General features: G+C 73.4%; 17 protein-coding genes. 8 read left to right on the plus strand and 9 right to left on the minus strand.

Annotation, left to right across the window (positions count from 1 at the left end; all coding sequences use genetic code 11):
* Positions 1 to 217 precede the first annotated feature (217 nt).
* On the minus strand, positions 218 to 2,206 hold the full coding sequence (gene acs, locus OC439_RS23550) for an acetate--CoA ligase (protein ID WP_262015335.1): 1,989 nt from the start codon (positions 2,204 to 2,206) through the stop codon (positions 218 to 220).
* Positions 2,207 to 2,407: 201 nt separating this feature from the next.
* Here acs and OC439_RS23555 point away from each other — a divergent pair, with 201 nt between their 5' ends.
* Positions 2,408 to 3,154, plus strand: a complete 747-nt coding sequence (locus OC439_RS23555) for an oxidoreductase (protein ID WP_135242913.1) — start codon at positions 2,408 to 2,410, stop codon at positions 3,152 to 3,154.
* A gap of 13 nt (positions 3,155 to 3,167) precedes the next feature.
* On the opposite strand, the gene OC439_RS23560 is transcribed toward OC439_RS23555, so the two are convergent.
* The 5 genes from OC439_RS23560 to OC439_RS23580 form a co-directional block, all read right to left on the minus strand.
* A complete protein-coding gene (locus OC439_RS23560; protein ID WP_262015336.1) occupies positions 3,168 to 3,974 on the minus strand; it encodes an HAD family hydrolase in 807 nt (268 codons plus the stop codon).
* Between the two features lie 347 nt (positions 3,975 to 4,321).
* Complete coding sequence (locus OC439_RS23565) at positions 4,322 to 4,786, minus strand: hypothetical protein (protein WP_262015337.1); 465 nt, start codon at positions 4,784 to 4,786, stop codon at positions 4,322 to 4,324.
* Between the two features lie 206 nt (positions 4,787 to 4,992).
* Entirely contained in the window at positions 4,993 to 5,403 is a 411-nt protein-coding gene (locus OC439_RS23570) for a hypothetical protein (RefSeq protein ID WP_262015338.1), read from the minus strand.
* A 174-nt stretch (positions 5,404 to 5,577) separates the two neighbouring features.
* Positions 5,578 to 6,543, minus strand: a complete 966-nt coding sequence (locus tag OC439_RS23575; protein ID WP_262015339.1) for a phosphotransferase enzyme family protein — start codon at positions 6,541 to 6,543, stop codon at positions 5,578 to 5,580.
* Between the two features lie 42 nt (positions 6,544 to 6,585).
* The gene (locus OC439_RS23580; RefSeq protein WP_262015340.1) at positions 6,586 to 7,281 is read right to left on the minus strand and encodes a hypothetical protein; all 696 of its coding nucleotides are present in this window, start codon (positions 7,279 to 7,281) and stop codon (positions 6,586 to 6,588) included.
* A 247-nt stretch (positions 7,282 to 7,528) separates the two neighbouring features.
* Here OC439_RS23580 and ssd point away from each other — a divergent pair, with 247 nt between their 5' ends.
* The 7 genes from ssd (at position 7,529) to OC439_RS23615 (ending at position 12,607) form a co-directional block, all read left to right on the plus strand.
* The gene (gene ssd, locus OC439_RS23585) at positions 7,529 to 8,632 is read left to right on the plus strand and encodes a septum site-determining protein Ssd (protein WP_123109990.1); all 1,104 of its coding nucleotides are present in this window, start codon (positions 7,529 to 7,531) and stop codon (positions 8,630 to 8,632) included.
* Positions 8,629 to 9,840: a TadA family conjugal transfer-associated ATPase gene (locus tag OC439_RS23590; RefSeq protein WP_262015341.1), complete on the plus strand. Its 1,212-nt coding sequence runs from the start codon at positions 8,629 to 8,631 to the stop codon at positions 9,838 to 9,840. Before ssd ends, OC439_RS23590 begins: the two co-directional genes overlap by 4 nt.
* 335 nt (positions 9,841 to 10,175) lie before the next feature.
* Positions 10,176 to 10,739 carry a hypothetical protein gene (locus OC439_RS23595; RefSeq protein ID WP_262015342.1) on the plus strand — a complete coding sequence of 188 codons (564 nt, stop codon included), beginning with the start codon at positions 10,176 to 10,178 and terminating at the stop codon, positions 10,737 to 10,739.
* Positions 10,739 to 11,467, plus strand: a complete 729-nt coding sequence (locus OC439_RS23600; protein ID WP_262015343.1) for a type II secretion system F family protein — start codon at positions 10,739 to 10,741, stop codon at positions 11,465 to 11,467. The genes OC439_RS23595 and OC439_RS23600 overlap by 1 nt, the downstream gene beginning before the upstream one ends.
* 23 nt (positions 11,468 to 11,490) lie before the next feature.
* A complete protein-coding gene (locus tag OC439_RS23605) occupies positions 11,491 to 11,658 on the plus strand; it encodes a DUF4244 domain-containing protein (RefSeq protein ID WP_013283643.1) in 168 nt (55 codons plus the stop codon).
* A gap of 50 nt (positions 11,659 to 11,708) precedes the next feature.
* Entirely contained in the window at positions 11,709 to 12,131 is a 423-nt protein-coding gene (locus tag OC439_RS23610; protein ID WP_410054950.1) for a TadE family type IV pilus minor pilin, read from the plus strand.
* Positions 12,132 to 12,175: 44 nt separating this feature from the next.
* Positions 12,176 to 12,607 (plus strand): Rv3654c family TadE-like protein, encoded by a 432-nt coding sequence (locus OC439_RS23615; RefSeq protein WP_410054951.1) that lies wholly within the window; start codon positions 12,176 to 12,178, stop codon positions 12,605 to 12,607.
* A gap of 72 nt (positions 12,608 to 12,679) precedes the next feature.
* On the opposite strand, the gene OC439_RS23620 is transcribed toward OC439_RS23615, so the two are convergent.
* The 3 genes from OC439_RS23620 to OC439_RS23630 form a co-directional block, all read right to left on the minus strand.
* Positions 12,680 to 13,258: a hypothetical protein gene (locus OC439_RS23620; RefSeq protein ID WP_091414614.1), complete on the minus strand. Its 579-nt coding sequence runs from the start codon at positions 13,256 to 13,258 to the stop codon at positions 12,680 to 12,682.
* 115 nt (positions 13,259 to 13,373) lie between these two features.
* Complete coding sequence (locus OC439_RS23625) at positions 13,374 to 13,580, minus strand: hypothetical protein (RefSeq protein WP_013283647.1); 207 nt, start codon at positions 13,578 to 13,580, stop codon at positions 13,374 to 13,376.
* Between the two features lie 255 nt (positions 13,581 to 13,835).
* Positions 13,836 to 16,313 carry a DEAD/DEAH box helicase gene (locus OC439_RS23630; RefSeq protein ID WP_262015345.1) on the minus strand — a complete coding sequence of 826 codons (2,478 nt, stop codon included), beginning with the start codon at positions 16,311 to 16,313 and terminating at the stop codon, positions 13,836 to 13,838.
* Between the last annotated feature and the right edge of the window lie 108 nt (positions 16,314 to 16,421).

The following is a 16,421-nucleotide window of genomic DNA, read 5'->3' on the forward strand; positions in this document are numbered from 1 at the left end:
CGTTCGTAGGGAATGGTGAGGAACCGGCCGTCTCAGTGACGCTCGTCGAAATCCGCCGGTCGGCTGAACGTAACCGACGACGAGCGACATCGACAGAGTTGATCAGGCCCTCTGGCCGATCAGATCAGTCCCGGATCCCCCGATCGACCGGCGCGGATCCCGGATGCGACGAGGGGGCGGACCGCCCGGCGGCCCGCCCCCTCGTCGTCAGTCGGCGTCAGTCCTCGTCGGACTTCCCGCCGCTCATCCCGGACGAGATCAACTCCATCACCGAGGAGTCCTGGAGCGTGGTCACGTCGCCGAGCGACCGGTTCTCCGCCACGTCCCGCAGCAGCCGGCGCATGATCTTCCCGGAGCGGGTCTTCGGCAGCTCCGGGACCAGCATGATCTGCCGCGGCTTGGCGATCGGGCCGAGCGTCTTCGCCACGTGGTTACGCAGCTCGGCGATGAGCTGCTCGCCCGCGTCACCGGAGATCTCCGCGCTGCCGCGCGGGATGGCGAACGCGACGATCGCCTGGCCGGTGGTCGGGTCGGTCGCGCCCACCACCGCCGCCTCCGCCACCGACGGGTGACTGACCAGCGCCGACTCCACCTCCGTGGTGGAGATGTTGTGGCCCGACACCAGCATCACGTCGTCCACCCGGCCGAGCAGCCAGATGTGCCCGTCGTCGTCCTTCTTCGCGCCGTCACCGGCGAAGTAGACCCACTCGTCGCCGGTGTTCGCGCCCGCGCCGAACCGGGACCAGTACGTCTCCAGGAACCGGTTGTCGTCGCCCCAGATGGTCCGCAGCATCGACGGCCACGGCTCCTTCAGCACCAGGTATCCGCCGCCGCCGTTCGGCACCGACTGGCCCTGGTCGTCGACGACGTCGGCGACGATGCCGGGCAGCGGGCTCATCGCCGAGCCGGGCTTCGCCTCGGTCACGCCGGGCAGCGGCGAGATCATGATGGCGCCGGTCTCGGTCTGCCACCAGGTGTCCACCACCGGCAGCTCGCCGCGGCCGACGTGCTGCCGGTACCAGATCCACGCCTCCGGGTTGATCGGCTCACCGACGCTGCCGAGCAGGCGCAGCGACGACAGGTCGTACCCGGCCGGGATGTCCTCGCCCCACTTCATCATGGTGCGGATCAGCGTCGGCGCGGTGTACAGGATGGTCACCTTGTACTTGTCGACGACCTCCCAGAACCGGCCCTTGTGCGGCGTGTCCGGGGTGCCCTCGTACATGACCTGGGTGGCGCCGTTGGAGAGCGGGCCGTACACGATGTAGGAGTGCCCGGTCACCCAGCCGATGTCGGCGGTGCACCAGTAGACGTCCGTCTCCGGCTTCAGGTCGAACACCGCGTGCGTGGTGTACGACGCCTGGGTCAGGTAGCCGCCGGTGGTGTGCAGGATGCCCTTCGGCCGGGCGGTCGTGCCGCTGGTGTAGAGGATGAACAGCGGGTGCTCGGCGTCGAACGCCTGCGCCTCGTGCTCCGGCGACGCCGTCTCCACCGTCTCGTGCCACCAGTGGTCCTTCGCCGACCAGGCGACCTCCTCACCGGTACGCCGCACCACCAGCACGTGCTCCACCGACGGGCAGTTCGCCACCGCCTCGTCCACAGTCGGCTTGAGCGCCGACGGCTTGCCCCGGCGGAAGCCGCCGTCCGCGGTGATCACCACCTTGGCGCTGGCGTCCTGGATCCGGTTGGTGAGCGCGTCGGCGGAGAAGCCGCCGAAGACCACGCTGTGCGTGGCGCCGATCCGGGCGCAGGCGAGCATCGCCACCGCCGCCTCCGGGATCATCGGCAGGTAGATCGCCACCCGGTCACCGGCGGTCACGCCCAGCTCGGTCAGCGCGTTCGCCGCCTGACAGGTGAGCTTGTGCAGGTCGGCGTAGGTGACGGTACGGGTGTCGCCCGGCTCGCCCTCCCAGTGGATCGCCACCTTGTCGCCGCGGCCCGCCTCGACGTGCCGGTCCAGGCAGTTGTACGCCACGTTGAGCCTGCCCCCGGTGAACCACTTCGCGAACGGGGCGTTCGACCAGTCGAGCACCTGCTCCCACGGCTGGGCCCAGGCGAGCCGGCCGGCCTGGCGCTCCCAGAAGGCCAGCCGGTCACCGGCCGCCTCCTCGTACGCCTCGGCGGTCACGTTGGCGTTCGCGGCGAGTTCAGCCGGCGGCGGGAACTGGCGCGTCTCGTTCAGCAAGTTGGCCAATGCCTCGCTCATGCGGTGACTCCTTCGTCGCGTGACCTGCGTCTCCTGATGCGGGGAAGGTTAGTCCCGGCGTACCCCGGCCGCGACCGCCCGGCCCCTCACCGCGCGCCGAGCGGCCCCGTCCCCGCGCCGAGTGCACCGCGCGACGCCGACGGCGTCACTTTCCCGGCGGGCGGAGGCGGATACCGGCCCGGCGGTCGCTAGCGTGACGGGGTGACCACCGATCCGCTCGCCCCGCTGCTCGCGCTCGCCGACGTCGCCACCGCCGTCGAGCAGGCCCGCGAGCGGGTCGACCTGGCCCACCGGCACCGCGCGCTGCGCCGCCAGGGCGGCCAGGTCGCCGCCGAGGTCAGCCTCCGCTCCGCCGTGGCCAGCGCCGCGCTGGAGGGCCGCGTCCACGACCGCGAGGAGGTACGCGCCGGCACCGTCACCGACCCGGTGCTCCAGGGTGCGCTGCGGGTCGCCGGGGCACTGCCCGGCCTCAGCGACCTCTGGCCGAAGGCCCCCCGGCAGGTGATGGCCCGGCTGCACGTACTCGCCGCCCGCGACGTGGTGACCGAGGAGGAACTGGGTCGGCCGGTCGCCGACCCGGTGGTCGCGGCCCGCCTCGACGGCCTGGCCGCCCTGGTCGCCGGCGGCACCAAGGTGCCACCGCTGGTGCTGGCCGCCGTCGTACACGGCGAGCTGCTGAACCTGCGCCCGTTCCCGGGCCCGTCCGGGGTGGTGGCCCGCGCCGCCGCCCGGCTGGTGCTGATCTCCACCGGTTTCGACCCCCGCGGGCTGGTCGCGGTGGACGTCGGTCACCGCGAGCGCGAACCGGAGTACGTGGGCGCGGCCGGCGCGTTCGCCACCGGCACGCCCGACGGCCTGCGCTCCTGGCTGCGGCACTACATGACGGCGGTGGAGGTCGGCGCCGACCAGATCACGCTGATCGGAGACGAGATCCTCGCCGCGTCCTGACGGGCGCGAGGCGTCAGGCGGTGGGTGCGGCGGCGCGGGTGCGCCGGTGCCGGCCGTACCAGGCGATGCCGATGGCCACGCCGACGCCCACGCCGAGTGCCGCCGCCGCGACCGGCACCGCCGGCCGCTCACGCAGCCGGCGGCCCAGCGGGATCGGGTGCCGGAACTCCAGCACCGGCCACGCGTTCTCCACCGCCAGCTTGCGCAGCGCCCGGTCCGGGTTGACCACCGTCGGATGCCCCACGCACTCCAGCAACGGCCGATCGGAGTACGAGTCGGAGTACGCGTACGAGTCGGCCAGGTCGTAGTCGCGCTCAAGAGCCAGTTCGCTGACCGCCTCGACCTTGCTCGGGCCGGCGGCGTAGAACTCGACCTCTCCGCTGTAGCGGCCGTCCACCACGCCCATCCGGGTGGCGATCACGTCGGTGACCCCGAGCAGCTCACCGATCGGCCGGACCATCTCGTCGCCGGACGCGGAGACCAGCACCACGTCCCGCCCGGCGGCCTGGTGCTCCTCGATGAGGGCTGCCGCCTCGGCGTACACATAGGGGTTGATCAGTTCGTGGAGTGTCTCCGCGACGATCTGGCGGACCTGTTCCACCGGCCAGCCCTTGCAGAGCGTGGCGAGGTAGTCCCGGGTGCGGGCCATGGTCTGCTCGTCGGTGCCGCCCAGCCGGAACATCAACTGCGCGTACGCCGACTTGACCACGTCACGCCGAGTGATCAGCCCGTCCCGGTAGAACGGCCGACCGAACGCCAGGGCGCTCGACTTGGCGATGACGGTCTTGTCGAGATCGAAGAAAGCGGCGCTGCGGCCCACGGCGCGAAAGTCTAGCCCGACGAGAGGCGTCGAGGCGTCCGCCCGGGTCGCGAAAGCCGATGAGCACCCGGTGGAGTGACGGCGGTCACAGGCATCTATCGATGAATTTAGCTTTGCGTGGAGTGAACAACACTCGACGTATAAGGGTCGACTGCGGCATGCTTGTCCTCGCGGCGGGAGTTCGCATACCCGGCGTCGATGGGCCTCGGCGGTTGCACCCCCCGTAACCGCTGAGTCGGTTCGGCTCGACCCCCCCGGAGCCGAACCACAAGACGACCCCCGTCTCCCCCCGACGGGGGTCGTCCCTTTGCGCGGGGCGCTCCGCCGCGGGCCACAGCCCTTCCTCGTCATTCCAGGCCGAAATCGGCGGGCCTTTCGGCAGCTTTGATCCTGAACGCTCTCTCCAGAACCTCGCCTTGAAGGCCAGCCTCCAGATCATCATGCCTGGACCCAACGTGGCCGGTGTCCACGTCGTGCTCAATGAGCTCCACGACCAGCTCGGCGAGGTCCGCCAATCCGAAGTACCGCATCGCGTCCACGGCTCGTCTGAGACGGAATGCCTCGTTCACCTCGACAGCGAAGCCCACGCCACCACCCATCGCTGAGTTGTAGACGCGCAGCAGGTACGAAAGGTGCACGATGCCGAGTGGAGTGCCCTCGGGCGCCTCGCCATCAGCGCCGTAGTCGGCCGCGTCGTTCCAGATGACGTGTAGTTCATCCAGGCCGGCGGCCCTCCACCCCTCTTTCGCCTCGTCCGCGGCACGACCCAGCCCATGTGAGCGGCTTGCCTTATGAGGTGGCCGTCGGATCACCGACGCAGGGTATCGGGCGGACCACCTCCGTCGGTCGGCGCACGTCAACCGAGCCAACCGCACGATCCCGGCCCGGCTGGCGCGTGGCGCATATCAGTCGGCGGACGCGTGTCGATTCTGGGGTTCGGGGCTGGACTTTGTCGTTGGGCCTTCGGGCTTGTGGGGCGGAAGGGATCGGCAGCGGATGCACCCGTAGTGCGCGTCGGTCAGGTGTGGCCGAGCATCGACATGAGCTGCGTGAAGCTGGGCGCCACCAGCCGCCAGGAACATCGGCTCGGGTCGGTCCAGAAGTCACTGGCGACGACCCTCGGGTCGGTGACATCGGTTCGGTAGTCGAGCGCGAGGGCGACGTCGTCTCCGGGGTCTCGGTTGACCGCGATGAGGACCGCACGCTCAGCATCCAGCCACGGCAGATCGGAAGGGCGATTCATCCGGCTGCCGCGGGTCACTCGAAAGAGCTGCGACAACGGTGCGTCGTCGGCGAAGAGATCCAAGGCTTCGTTCTCGAACCGCATCCGGTCGAGACTGCCGGGAAACATCAGGGGATCTCTGAACCATGGCATGACCTCTTGGAGCACCTCGGCACCGGGGTTTCGCCAAAGGCCCTGCTCCAGCAAGTTGACCAGCGTCGCGGGTAGGGAAAGACCTCGGACTGTCCCTTCGCGTGGCCGAGAGCTCTGGTGCACCGGCACTCCCTCAGCGTCAGCCATCATGCAGGGCGACAGAGTAATCGTCAGCCGGGCGAAGGCACTCCAGGCGATGCCACCCCCGCTGAGCGTTCCGCAGTGAGATCAGGGCGTGTAGCCGGGGCCGGCGACCGCCTCGGCGATCCGGGTGAGCCAGTGCAGATCGGTGGCCCGGGACTCCGCACTGGCCTCCGGATCGAGGATGCTGCCCAGAAACGCCGCGACGTCGTCGAGGTGCCGCTCACTGCGGTAGTAACTCAGCAGGACCGGGTCCGGCTCCAGCGGTCCGTAGCCTTCGCGGAAGAGTTCGGCCCGGCGCGCGTTGATCGGGTGATCGCCGAAGTCGGTGCTGTAGACAAACATCAGGTCCCGCTCGCGCGGCGCGAGGATCGGTGCGTCCCAGTCCACGATGTATAGCGGCCCGTCGCCGTCGGCGATCAGGTTGCCCGGATGGATGTCCGCGTGGCAGATGACGTGCTGCCCCGGCGTCACGCGCGACGCCAGGTCGTCGACGGTCTCCGCCAACCGGTGCAACGCGGGACCGTACCGCTTCCAGAAGGCACCCAGAACCTCGCTCGTCGCGGCCCGCCGGCCGAGGGTCCGCAAACGCTCGCCCGCGCTCGACCGGTACGTCTCGACCGGCAGGACGGCTGCTACCTCCGCGCTCGGCGTGACCCGGTGCAGCCGGCCCAGGAACTCGCCGTACTCGATCCACTGGCGGTCAGTGAGGCCGCGCCCCCACAGGCTGCCGCCGTCGTGGAACGGGTAGAGCAGTAGTCGATAGTCCCCGAACCCGCGCCCGGCGCCACCGTCGGGAAGGTCCAGCGGCGCGACCACCTGCCGAAGGCCCTGCGCCCGGAGGAAGCCGGGCAGCAGGACGGCGGCCGGCGTGAAGTCGCCCCTCCGCACCTTCAGGAAGTAGCGCCCGCCGTCGGACGTCTCCACCCGGTACGCCCACGCCTGCCCGTCGAGTCCGACCGGCATGAACACCAGGTCGACGACGTCCACCGACCAGGCGGCGGCGACCTCGGCCGCCAGCGTCCGCTCGTCGATGTCCGGCTTGTCGATCACCCGACGGAGCGTCGCAGCCGCCGGTCGGGCCCGGCAAGGGAGTTACCGGATCACCGCGCGCAGCGTCCGCCGGTCCGGCTCGAAGCACACCAAGCCTCGGCCTCGCTCATCGGCCACGACCCACGGATGACCGACGTACGTCTGCTGCCGGTAGGGCTGCCCGGGGCGCAGAACCGCGTACTGCTGTCGACGGCCGTCGTAGTTGATCCAGTGGACCACGACTGTCGACTCCCGGGCGTTGACGAAGTCGATGAAGGTCGACGGACCACCGCCGTGCGAGCGCAGCCGCGACTCGCGCGAGGCCGGCAGCGGGGCCAGTTCCCCGGGCCCGACCACCGGCGGCTTCGGCCGGGGAGGCGTGGGCTTCGACGAGGTCGGCCGGCTGCTCGGGGTGGGGCGGCGGGTCGGTGCGGCGGTGCGGCTGGGCGGCACGGCACGGCTGGAGAACGACACCGACGGCGGCGCGTAGGACTCGGCGGGCGTCTCCGTCACCGACCCCGCCCTCGTCGGGGATGCCAGGATCGCCTGGCCTTCGAGCGGCGGCGGGAGGTCGGGGCGACGGGGTGCGGCGAAGACGCTGACGATGCTCGCCAGCACCACGACCACGAGTCCGATGGCGATGGCGGCGAGCAGTGTCGGCGACGGATCGCGGAGCCAGATCTCGCTTGCGGCCGTGTGGGCGGACCGTGAGTGGGGTCGTACCGAGGAGGGCGTGAGGGGGTGCGGTGAATCGGTCATGGCCTCGATTCCGCAAGCCGGTGCCGTTCATCGAGCGGCGAGGGGCCCCGATTATCCGTTACTGATCGTCCCCGTCGTCAATGGCCGACGGGCCACTCGTTGTTCCCGTCTCCGGCGCATAGCAGATCAACCGGGCCACCGAGGTCTGTCCACAACGCCCTCCGTTGTCCACAGGGCACCTGTCACACCTCCCCCGGCCGGGCAGGCTGCACCGCGGCACGTCCGAGTTCGACTGATGGAGGCCGCCATGCCGCCCCGTACCCCGCTCCCGCCGTACCGTCGCCTGCCCCTGCTCGTCACCTCCGACGGCGACCTTCTCGACGAGCTGTTGCGACTCGCGGCGGCCGGCGGCACCGAGGTCGAGCTGGCGGCCGATCCGGCCGCCGCCCGGGCCCGCTGGGCCCCGGCGCCGCTGGTGCTCATCGGCGCCGACCAGGCGGCGGCCTGCCTGCGGGCGCGCCTTCCCCGCCGCGCCCGCACGGTCCTGGTCGGTCGCTCCGGAGAGCTCGACCCGGGTACGGAGTTGGCCGAACTCATCGGCGCCGAGCACGTGGCGACGTTGCCGGCGGCCGAGCCCTGGCTGGTCGACCGGTTCGCCGAGTGCGTGGCCGGTCCGGCGGGCCCGGGTCAGGGCCGGGTGGTGGCCGTCCTCGGCGGCCGGGGCGGCGCCGGAGCCAGCGTGCTGGCAGGTGGGCTCGCCGTCAGCGCGGCCCGGTCCCGGCTCCGCACGCTGCTCGTCGACGCCGACCCCCTCGGCGGTGGTCTCGACCTGGTGCTCGGCTGGGAGCAGCTCGACGGGTTGCGCTGGCCCGAGCTGGCCGGCACGGACGGGCGGGTCGACCCGCCGTCGCTGATCCGTGCGCTGCCCAGCCGGGGCGACCTGGTGGTGCTCTCCTGGGATCGGGGCGACCTGCGGCACCTGCCGGCCGAGGCGATGGCCGCCACCGTCGACGCCGGCCGGCGCGGGCGGGACCTGGTCGTGCTCGACCTGCCCCGGCACCTCGACGACGCGGCGGTGGTCGCGCTCCAGGCCGCCGACCGCGCGTTGCTCGTCGTACCGGCCGAGCTGCGGGCGGCGGCCGCCGCGGCCCGGGTCGCCGCCGTCGCCGCGCCGCACTGCGTCGACCTGTCTGTCATCGTGCGAGGTCCGGCGCCCGGTCGGCTGCGCGCGGCTGAGGTGTCCCGGGCGCTGGGGCTGCCGCTCGCCGGCACGCTGCGACCCGAGCCCGGGCTGTGCCGTGGGCTGGAGCGGGGCGAGGCGCCGGGCGCGAGTGGGAAGGGGCCGCTCGCCGCGCTGTGCCAGCGGCTCGTGGACGAGCTGGTCGGGTCGTCCGCCGCGGGTGCGGCGTGACCACGCCCGCCGACCCGGGGGAACTGGCCGCGCGGGTCCGGCACCGGTTCGCCGCCGAGGCCACCTCGGTCACGCCCGCGGCGATCGTCTCCGCGGTTCGCGCCGAACCGGCGACTGCGGTCCTTGGTGACACCACGCTGCTGCGGATCGCCGAGCGGGTGCACGACGACCTGGTCGGCGCCGGGCCGCTGGCGCCGCTGCTCGCCGACCCGCAGGTCACCGACGTACTGGTGAACGGGGTGCGGGTCTGGGTCGACAGGGGACGGGGACTACAGCAGGTCGCCGTGCCGCTGGGCACGCTCGACGACGTACGCCGGTTGGCGCAGCGCCTCACTTCGGCGGCCGGTCGCCGGCTCGACGACGCCTCGCCGTACGCCGACGCGCGGTTGCCCGACGGCACCCGGCTGCACGCGGTGCTGCCTCCGGTGGCGACCGACGGGCCCTACCTGTCGCTGCGTACCTTCCGGCAGCGGCCGTTCACCCTCGACGAACTCGTCGAGCGGGGCACAGTGCCCCGGCCGGTCGCCCCGCTGCTTGCCGCACTCGTGGCGGGCCGCCTCGCGTACCTGGTCAGCGGCGGCACCGGCTCCGGCAAGACGACGCTGCTGAACACGTTGCTCGGGCTGGTGCCCGGCACCGAACGGATCGTGCTGGTGGAGGACGCCGCCGAGCTGCGCCCGGTGCACCCGCACGTGATCGGCTTGCAGGCGCGTACGGCGAACGTCGAGGGCGCCGGAGCCGTCGGTCTCGGTGACCTGGTCCGGCAGGCGCTGCGGATGCGGCCGGACCGGCTGGTCGTGGGCGAGTGCCGGGGTGCCGAGGTGGTCGATCTGCTGGCCGCCTTGAACACCGGCCACGACGGCGGGGCGGGAACGTTGCACGCCAACGCCCCGGCGGACGTCCCGGCCCGGCTGGAGGCGCTCGGGATGCTCGGTGGCCTGCCCCGGCTCGCGCTGCACGCCCAGGTCGCCGCCGCGTTGCAGGTCGTCCTCCAGCTCCGCCGTACCGGCGAAGGGCGGGTGCTGGACTCCATCGGCCTGCTGCTGCCCGACGGGCCCGACCGGGTGGTGAGAGTGGTGCCGGCCTGGGTGCGAGGCAGAGGTCTCGGTCCGGCGGCCCGGGCGCTCGCCGACCTGGTGCGCGAGCGGGGAACGCCGGTGCCCCCGATCCTCCAGGCGGCGTGGCCCAACCCGGCGGAACCGTCGTGACCGGCCACCTCTGGCCTGCGGTCCTGCTCCTGGCCGCTGCGGCGGTAGCCGTCGGCTGGCCGGTACGGGCCGGTCGCGCTCGGCGGCTGGCGGTCCTGGGCGAGGCGGGCACCTCGGCCGAGCGGGCGAAGGGCGCGCGTTCAGCGTCCCCGGAAGCCCCACGGCGGCCGCTCGACTCCGGGCCGAATGCGTCCGCCCGTCCGCCCGGCCGGGGCCGGGAGCGACGTCGCCCCGGGCACCAGATACGGCGGTGGACCGAGCTCGTGCCGCTTCCGGTGACACCCGCTGCGGCATCGTCTCCTGCTCCGGCGCTCTCCGCCGGTCGTGTGCTGCCGGTGGCGGCGCTGTGTGGCGTCGTGACCGGGGCGCTGCTCGGTGGCCCGGTGGCAGCCGTGGTGCTCGCCGCCTATGGCGTGCTCGGGGCCCGGGCGGTGCTGCGCCGGCGTACCCACCGGACGGCCGCCCTCGCGCACCGCCGCGATCTCGACCGGCTCGCCGCCGTCGCCGCCGACCTGCGGGCCGGGCTACCCGCCGACGGCGGTGTCGACGACGGCCCGGGACGCGTCGCGCGGCTGGCCCGAGCCGCCGGAAGGCTGGCTGACCGGACCGGCGCGCCGCTGGCCGATCTGCTGGAACGGATCGAGGCCGACGCCCGCGCCGCCGACCGGGGACTTGCCGCTGCCGCCGCCCAGGCCGCGGGGGCGCGGGCGACCGCCTGGCTGCTCGCCGCGTTGCCGCTCGGCGGGATCGGGCTCGGCTACGGCATCGGGGTGGATCCGGTGGCGGTGCTCCTGCACACGCCGGTGGGTGCGGGTAGCGCGGTGGCGGCAGTCGTGTTGCAGGTCGGCGGTTTGCTCTGGGCCGAGCGCCTCGGTGTCACGCCCGGGCGGGCCGCCTGATGTCGCGCCAGGTGCTGGCCGCCGTCTGCCTCGGCGGCGCCGCGTCGCTCCTGGTCGTCGCCGGTCCGGTCGTCCGCCCGGTACGGCGGCTGCGCCGGCTCGCCCCGGCACCGCCGCCGACTCGCCCGGCGTGGTGGCCGGATCGGGTACGCCTCGGCGCAGCGCTGGCCGGGGTCGCCGTGGCCGTGGTCGTCGGCGGGGTGACGGGCGTGGTCCTCGGGCTGCTGGCCGGTGTCGTCGCCGACCGTCTGCTGCGCCGGATCGAGCCGCGCGCCGCCCGGGAACGGCGACTGCGGGAGACCGCCGACCTGCCGCTGGCCGCTGACCTGCTGGCCGCCGCGCTGCGGGCGGGCGCACCGGTCGACCGCTCGGTGCTGGCCGTCGCCGAGGCGCTCGGCGGGCCACTCGCGGACCGGCTCGGCCGGGTCGGCCGCACGCTCCGGCTCGGTGGCGGCCCCGGCGAGGCGTGGGCGCACCTGGACGGTGTCGCCGGTGCCGAACCCGTGGTCGCGGCGGCCGTCCGCTCGTCGAACAGCGGCGCCGCCCTGGCCCGCGCGCTGACCCGGCTGGCCGACGACCTGCGTGCCGAACGGTCGACCGCGGCCGAGGCGGCGGCCCGTCGCGCGGGTGTGCTCATCGTGCTGCCGCTCGGGCTGTGCTTCCTGCCCGCCTTCATTCTCGCCGGTCTGGTGCCGGTGATCGTCGCCGTTCTCGGCGACGTGCTGTGAACCATCGAGAAGGGACGTACGACATGCGCAAGCTCCTCACCCGCCTACGAGGTGACGCGGGTATGAACACCGCCGAGTACGCGGTGGGCACCCTCGCGGCGGTCGCCTTCGCCGGGATCCTGCTGAAGGTGCTGACCTCCGGCAACGTGCAGTCCGCGCTGACCGCCGTCATCGACCGGGCCCTGAAGTGACCGGGCGCCGGCGGGCCGGCCGTGGTGGCCGGTCGCTCCAACCGCCCGACGTGTCGACCGAGCCCGCCCGGGACACCGTCGGCCGCCGGGCCGGGGCGGTGTGGCGCGGGTGGCGCTCGCGGGTCGCGTGCGAACGGGGCTCGTTCACCGCCGAGTTGGCGGCCGGCCTGCCGGCGCTCATGCTGCTCCTCGTCGCCGGGCTGACCGCGGTGAACGCGGTGGGTACCCGGGTCGCGTGCGTCGACGCGGCCCGGGAGGCGGCTCTCGCCGCGGCCCGGGGCGAGTCCGGCACGGTCGCCGGAACCCGGTACGCCCCGGACGGCGCCGAAGTGGCCGTGACGGTGGCCGGTGATCGGGTCACGGCGACGGTCCGGGCACCGGTCCGGACGTTCGGTACGCGGCTGCCCCGGCTGGTCGTGTCGGCGGAGGCGGTGGCCGCCGTGGAACCCGGCGCGCCGGGCCCGGTGCCGTGAGAGCCGGCAGCTCTACGGCCGACCTGCCCTCACGTCGGTTGATCATGGAAGGGCTGCCGGTCACGAGCAGGCTCGGGGCGAGCGGGCCCGTGGGGAGAGGGGAGTGCAGGGAGCCTGTCGTGAGGACGTCCTCGGCCGACCGAGGCGGCGCGACCGTGTGCCTGCTCGCGATCGGACTGGTGTTCGTGCTGGTCGGGGTGTTCGGCGCCGCGGTCGGGGCGGCCCGGTGCGCGCGGCATCAGGCCCGCAACGCGGCGGACTTCGGTGCGCTGGCCGGTGCCGGTCGGGTACTCGACGGCGTGGACGCCGCCTGCGCTCGCGCGGCCGACCTGGTCTCGGCCAACGGCGGCCGGATGACCGGGTGCCGGGTCGACGGACTGGACCTGATCGTCACGGCGCGGGTACGCGTCGCGCCGCTGCCGGGACTGACCCGGGACGCCACCGCGACGTCCCGGGCCGGCCCGGCCCGGTCCTGACACGCGAAAACCGCGTCTGAGCCGAGAGCCGGGCCAGGCCGAGAGCCAGGCCAGGCCGAGAGCCGGGCCAGGTCAGCGGGACTGGAGGGCGTCCAGTCCGACCGCCATGGCGATCACCAGCCGGCGGTCGATCTGCGGGTGCTGGATCTCCACCGAGTACCGGTCCCGCAGGCCCCACTTGCGGTCGACCGAGAACACCGGCTGGCCGCCGGCCATGAAGTCGAAGTGGTACGGCAGCCAGGAGAGCGAGTCGACGAACCGGCGCAGCAGCGCCACCGGCAGGCTGCGCTCCTGCCCGGTGGCAGGCGGCAGGCCGGGCTGCTCGACGTGCCACGTCGAGCGCAGCAGCGACTGGGCGAAGTCCTTGCGGAACAGCCCGATGGGGTTGCCCGCATGATCGGTCACGTCGTAGGTGGCACCGAGGTCGAGCCGCTGACGGGCCTTGAAGCCGAGGAGGGGGTACTGCTTGGAGTCATCGGTGTAGATGGTCACCTGCTCCTTGAAGGCGAGCCGCTTCTGCTGCGCGAACGCGAGCAGCCCGCCTTCGGAGCCGTCGGGCGCGACCGAGTGCACCTCGTACTGGTTGACCATCATCCGCAGCCGCTGACGGATGATGAACCGGTGCTGGGCCTGCAGGTTGTCGGGCGACATGGGATCTCCTTCGAGGGGTCGCCGGAGTCTTGCACAGCAGACCGACCACCGCTCACCCGATCGCACCCACACACCACGCCGCCGGCACACCGGGCGAGGCGCAAGGTCAGCGAGGTCAACGACCGCCGTCGACCGTGGCCTTCATCGCCCAGCTGTTCAGCACCTGATGGATGCCGCGCAGGCGCTCGTTGATCTGCTCCAGCCGTTCCGCCTGGGCGAGCGTGGCCATCGCGGTGCCCAGCGCTATCTGCTGGTCGGGCGTGAGGTTCTCCTGGTCGATGGTATAGAGCAGCTCGACGGTCTCGGCGATCGTGTCGGCCACGGCGGCACCTCCGGCGGGACGGGTCTCGGGTCACCTGTGCGCTACCGGAAATGATGCATGGAAGCGCTCCCATACATCAATGCCCCGACGGCCCTACCCTCATGCACCCGTCCCACCAACCAGACACCCCGGCCTCTGGAAGGCCGTCCGAGCCAGCTTGATCGACACCAGCTCGGGGAAGTGGCTGGGTCCAACACCCGCCGATACCGCAACCTCCCCGAACTGGCGGACGGGCAGGCCACCCACCCGGCCTGGTCACGCGGGTGGGCCACCGGCTGGCTGGGCCGGGCGGGCCACCCGGTCGCCCTGCCGGGGCAACACCTCGCCTCGCCCCGGGTCGACGCCCGCTTCCGGGTCGACGCCCGCCTCCGGGCCGGTGACAGCGGCGAGGTTGGTCAGCACCACGTCGAGGACCTGCACCGCCTCCGCCTTGGCCAGCGGGTTGTTGCCGTTGCCGCACTTCGGGGACTGGACGCACGACGGGCACCCGGTCTCGCACCCGCACTCGGCGATCGCATCCCGGGTGGCGCGCAGCCAGGCGGCGGCGGTGCCGTACGCCCGCTCGGCGAAACCCGCGCCGCCGGGGTGACCGTCGTAGACGAAGACGGTGGGCGCCTCGGTGTCCGGGTGCAGGGCGGTGGACAGCCCACCGATGTCCCACCTGTCGCACGTCGCCGTCAGCGGCAGCAGACCGATGGCGGCGTGCTCGGCGGCGTGCAGCGCGCCCGGCACGTCCGCCGCCTCGACACCGGCGGCGGTCAGCGACTCGGGGGAGAGCGTGAACCACACCGCGACGGTGCGCAACTCCCGGGCGGGCAGGTCGAGCGGCCGGGTGTCGATCACCTCGCCGGTGGCGATGCGCCGCCGCTGGTAAGACACCACCTGGCTGGTCACGTCCACCTCGCCGAGGAACAGGCCGACCGGCCCGGCGTCCACGTACGAGCGGACCGACACCACCGACAGCGAGGTCACGTCGCGGGCGTGGGTGGACCAGTCCGGCTCCTCGGCGTGCACCAGCGCGCACCCGTCGGCCAGGTCGAGCGAGTCGACCACGTACGAGACGCCCTGGTGCAGGTAGACCGCGCCGGTGTGCAGCAGGAAGTGCGCCGACCCGCCGTCGACGGTGCCGAGCAGGCGGCCGGTGGACACCTCCACCACGCACACCGGGGCGCCGCCCTCGCCGCGCAGGTCGACCTCGGGGCGTTCCCGGTGCCGCCAGTACCAGCCGGTGGGCCGCTGCCGCAGCGCCCCCGCCTCGACCAGCGAGTCCACCGCCTCCTTCGCACCCTCGCCGAACAGGTCCAGGTCGGCCGGGGTGAGCGGGGACTCGTGGGCGGCGCAGGCGAGTTGCGGCGCGAGCACGTACGGGTTGGCCGGGTCGAGCACCGTCGCCTCGACCGGCCGCCCGAACAGTGCCTCCGGGTGGTGCACCAGGTAGGTGTCGAGCGGGTCGTCCCGCGCCACCAGCACGGCGAGTGCCTCGTCGCCGGAGCGCCCGGCCCGCCCGGCCTGCTGCCACAGTGACGCGCGGGTGCCGGGCCAGCCGCAGATCAGCACCGCGTCCAGCCCGACCAGGTCGACGCCGAGTTCGAGCGCGTTCGTGGAGGCGAGCCCGAGCAGGTCGCCGTGCAGCAGCGCCCGTTCCAGCTCGCGGCGCTCCTCGCGCAGGTAGCCGGCCCGGTAGGCGGCCACCCGGTCGCCCAGCCCGGGCACCGCCTCGTCGAGCGACCGCCGGGCGTTCGCGGCGACCACCTCGGCGCCCCGGCGGGACCGTACGAACGCGAGCGTGCGTACCCCCTCGACCACGCTGTCGGCGAGCAGGTCGGCGGTCTCCCGCAGCGCCGAGCGCCGGACCTGGACGAGGTCGGCGTCGACTGACGAATCGGTGGGCGGCAGCAGCGGCGGCTCCCAGAGCGCGAACGTCACCCCGCCGCGCGGCGACGTGTCCTCGGTGACGGCGGTGACTGGCAGGCCGGTGAGCCGCCCGGCCGCCGCCGCCGGGTCGCCCGACGTGGCGGAGGCCAGGAGGAAGGTCGGGGTGCCGCGCGAGCCTGCGAGCGCCTGACCGGGGGTATGCCCGAAGCGCGCGCACTGCCGCCGCAACCGCCGCAGTACGTGCGCGACGTGTGAGCCGAAGACGCCCCGGTAGGTGTGGCACTCGTCGACCACCACGTACGCGAGCCGTCGCAGGAACCCGGACCAGTGGGCGTGCCCGGGAAGGATGCCGTGGTGCAGCATGTCCGGGTTGGTCAGCACGAACCGGGAGTGCCGGCGGATCCACTCCCGCTCGGCGCGCGGAGTGTCCCCGTCGTAGGTGGCGGGGCGTACCCCGTCGAGTTCGAGACCGGCGACGGCGCGGAGCTGGTCGGCGGCGAGCGCCTTGGTCGGCGCCAGGTAGAGGACCGTGGCGCGCGGGTCGGCGAGCAGCGTGCTCAGTGCGGGAAGCTGGTACGCCAGGGACTTGCCGGACGCCGTGCCGGTGGCGACCACCACGTGCCGGCCCGCGTACGCCAGCTCGGCGGCCTCGGCCTGGTGCCGCCACGGGGCGGTGACGCCGCGCCGCGCGAACGCCGCCCGCAGTTCCTCCGGCGCCCAGCCGGGCCACCCGACCGGCTCGCCGGCGCGGGCCGGGACGCGTTCGACGTGGGTGACCGGGTCGGTGGGGTGACGCAGCCGCAACCGGCGCAGCAGCTCGCCCGGCGCACGCCGCGGGCCGGGGCTGTGGTCGGTCACGTCCTGCACTCTCGCACTGGTGTTCGGAATTGGGAACCGCAGGGTGGGGGTATGGGGGAGGGCGTGGCCGGTGACCCGAGAGGGCCGCACGGGGGGATGGTTAGATGC

Source organism: Micromonospora sp. Mcm103 (genome assembly GCF_024519755.1).
Taxonomy (GTDB): Bacteria; Actinomycetota; Actinomycetes; order Mycobacteriales; family Micromonosporaceae; genus Micromonospora; species Micromonospora aurantiaca.

What these genes read in the sequence shown, in the direction of transcription:
- OC439_RS23605 (WP_013283643.1), top strand. Translation starts at nt 11,491, where the DNA reads ATGCGCAAGCTCCTCACCCGCCTACGAGGTGACGCGGGTATGAACACC.
- OC439_RS23600 (WP_262015343.1), top strand. Translation starts at nt 10,739, where the DNA reads ATGTCGCGCCAGGTGCTGGCCGCCGTCTGCCTCGGCGGCGCCGCGTCG.
- OC439_RS23620 (WP_091414614.1), bottom strand. Translation starts at nt 13,258, where the DNA reads ATGTCGCCCGACAACCTGCAGGCCCAGCACCGGTTCATCATCCGTCAG.
- ssd (WP_123109990.1), top strand. Translation starts at nt 7,529, where the DNA reads ATGCCGCCCCGTACCCCGCTCCCGCCGTACCGTCGCCTGCCCCTGCTC.
- OC439_RS23615 (WP_410054951.1), top strand. Translation starts at nt 12,176, where the DNA reads ATGGAAGGGCTGCCGGTCACGAGCAGGCTCGGGGCGAGCGGGCCCGTG.
- acs (WP_262015335.1), bottom strand. Translation starts at nt 2,206, where the DNA reads ATGAGCGAGGCATTGGCCAACTTGCTGAACGAGACGCGCCAGTTCCCG.
- OC439_RS23580 (WP_262015340.1), bottom strand. Translation starts at nt 7,281, where the DNA reads ATGACCGATTCACCGCACCCCCTCACGCCCTCCTCGGTACGACCCCAC.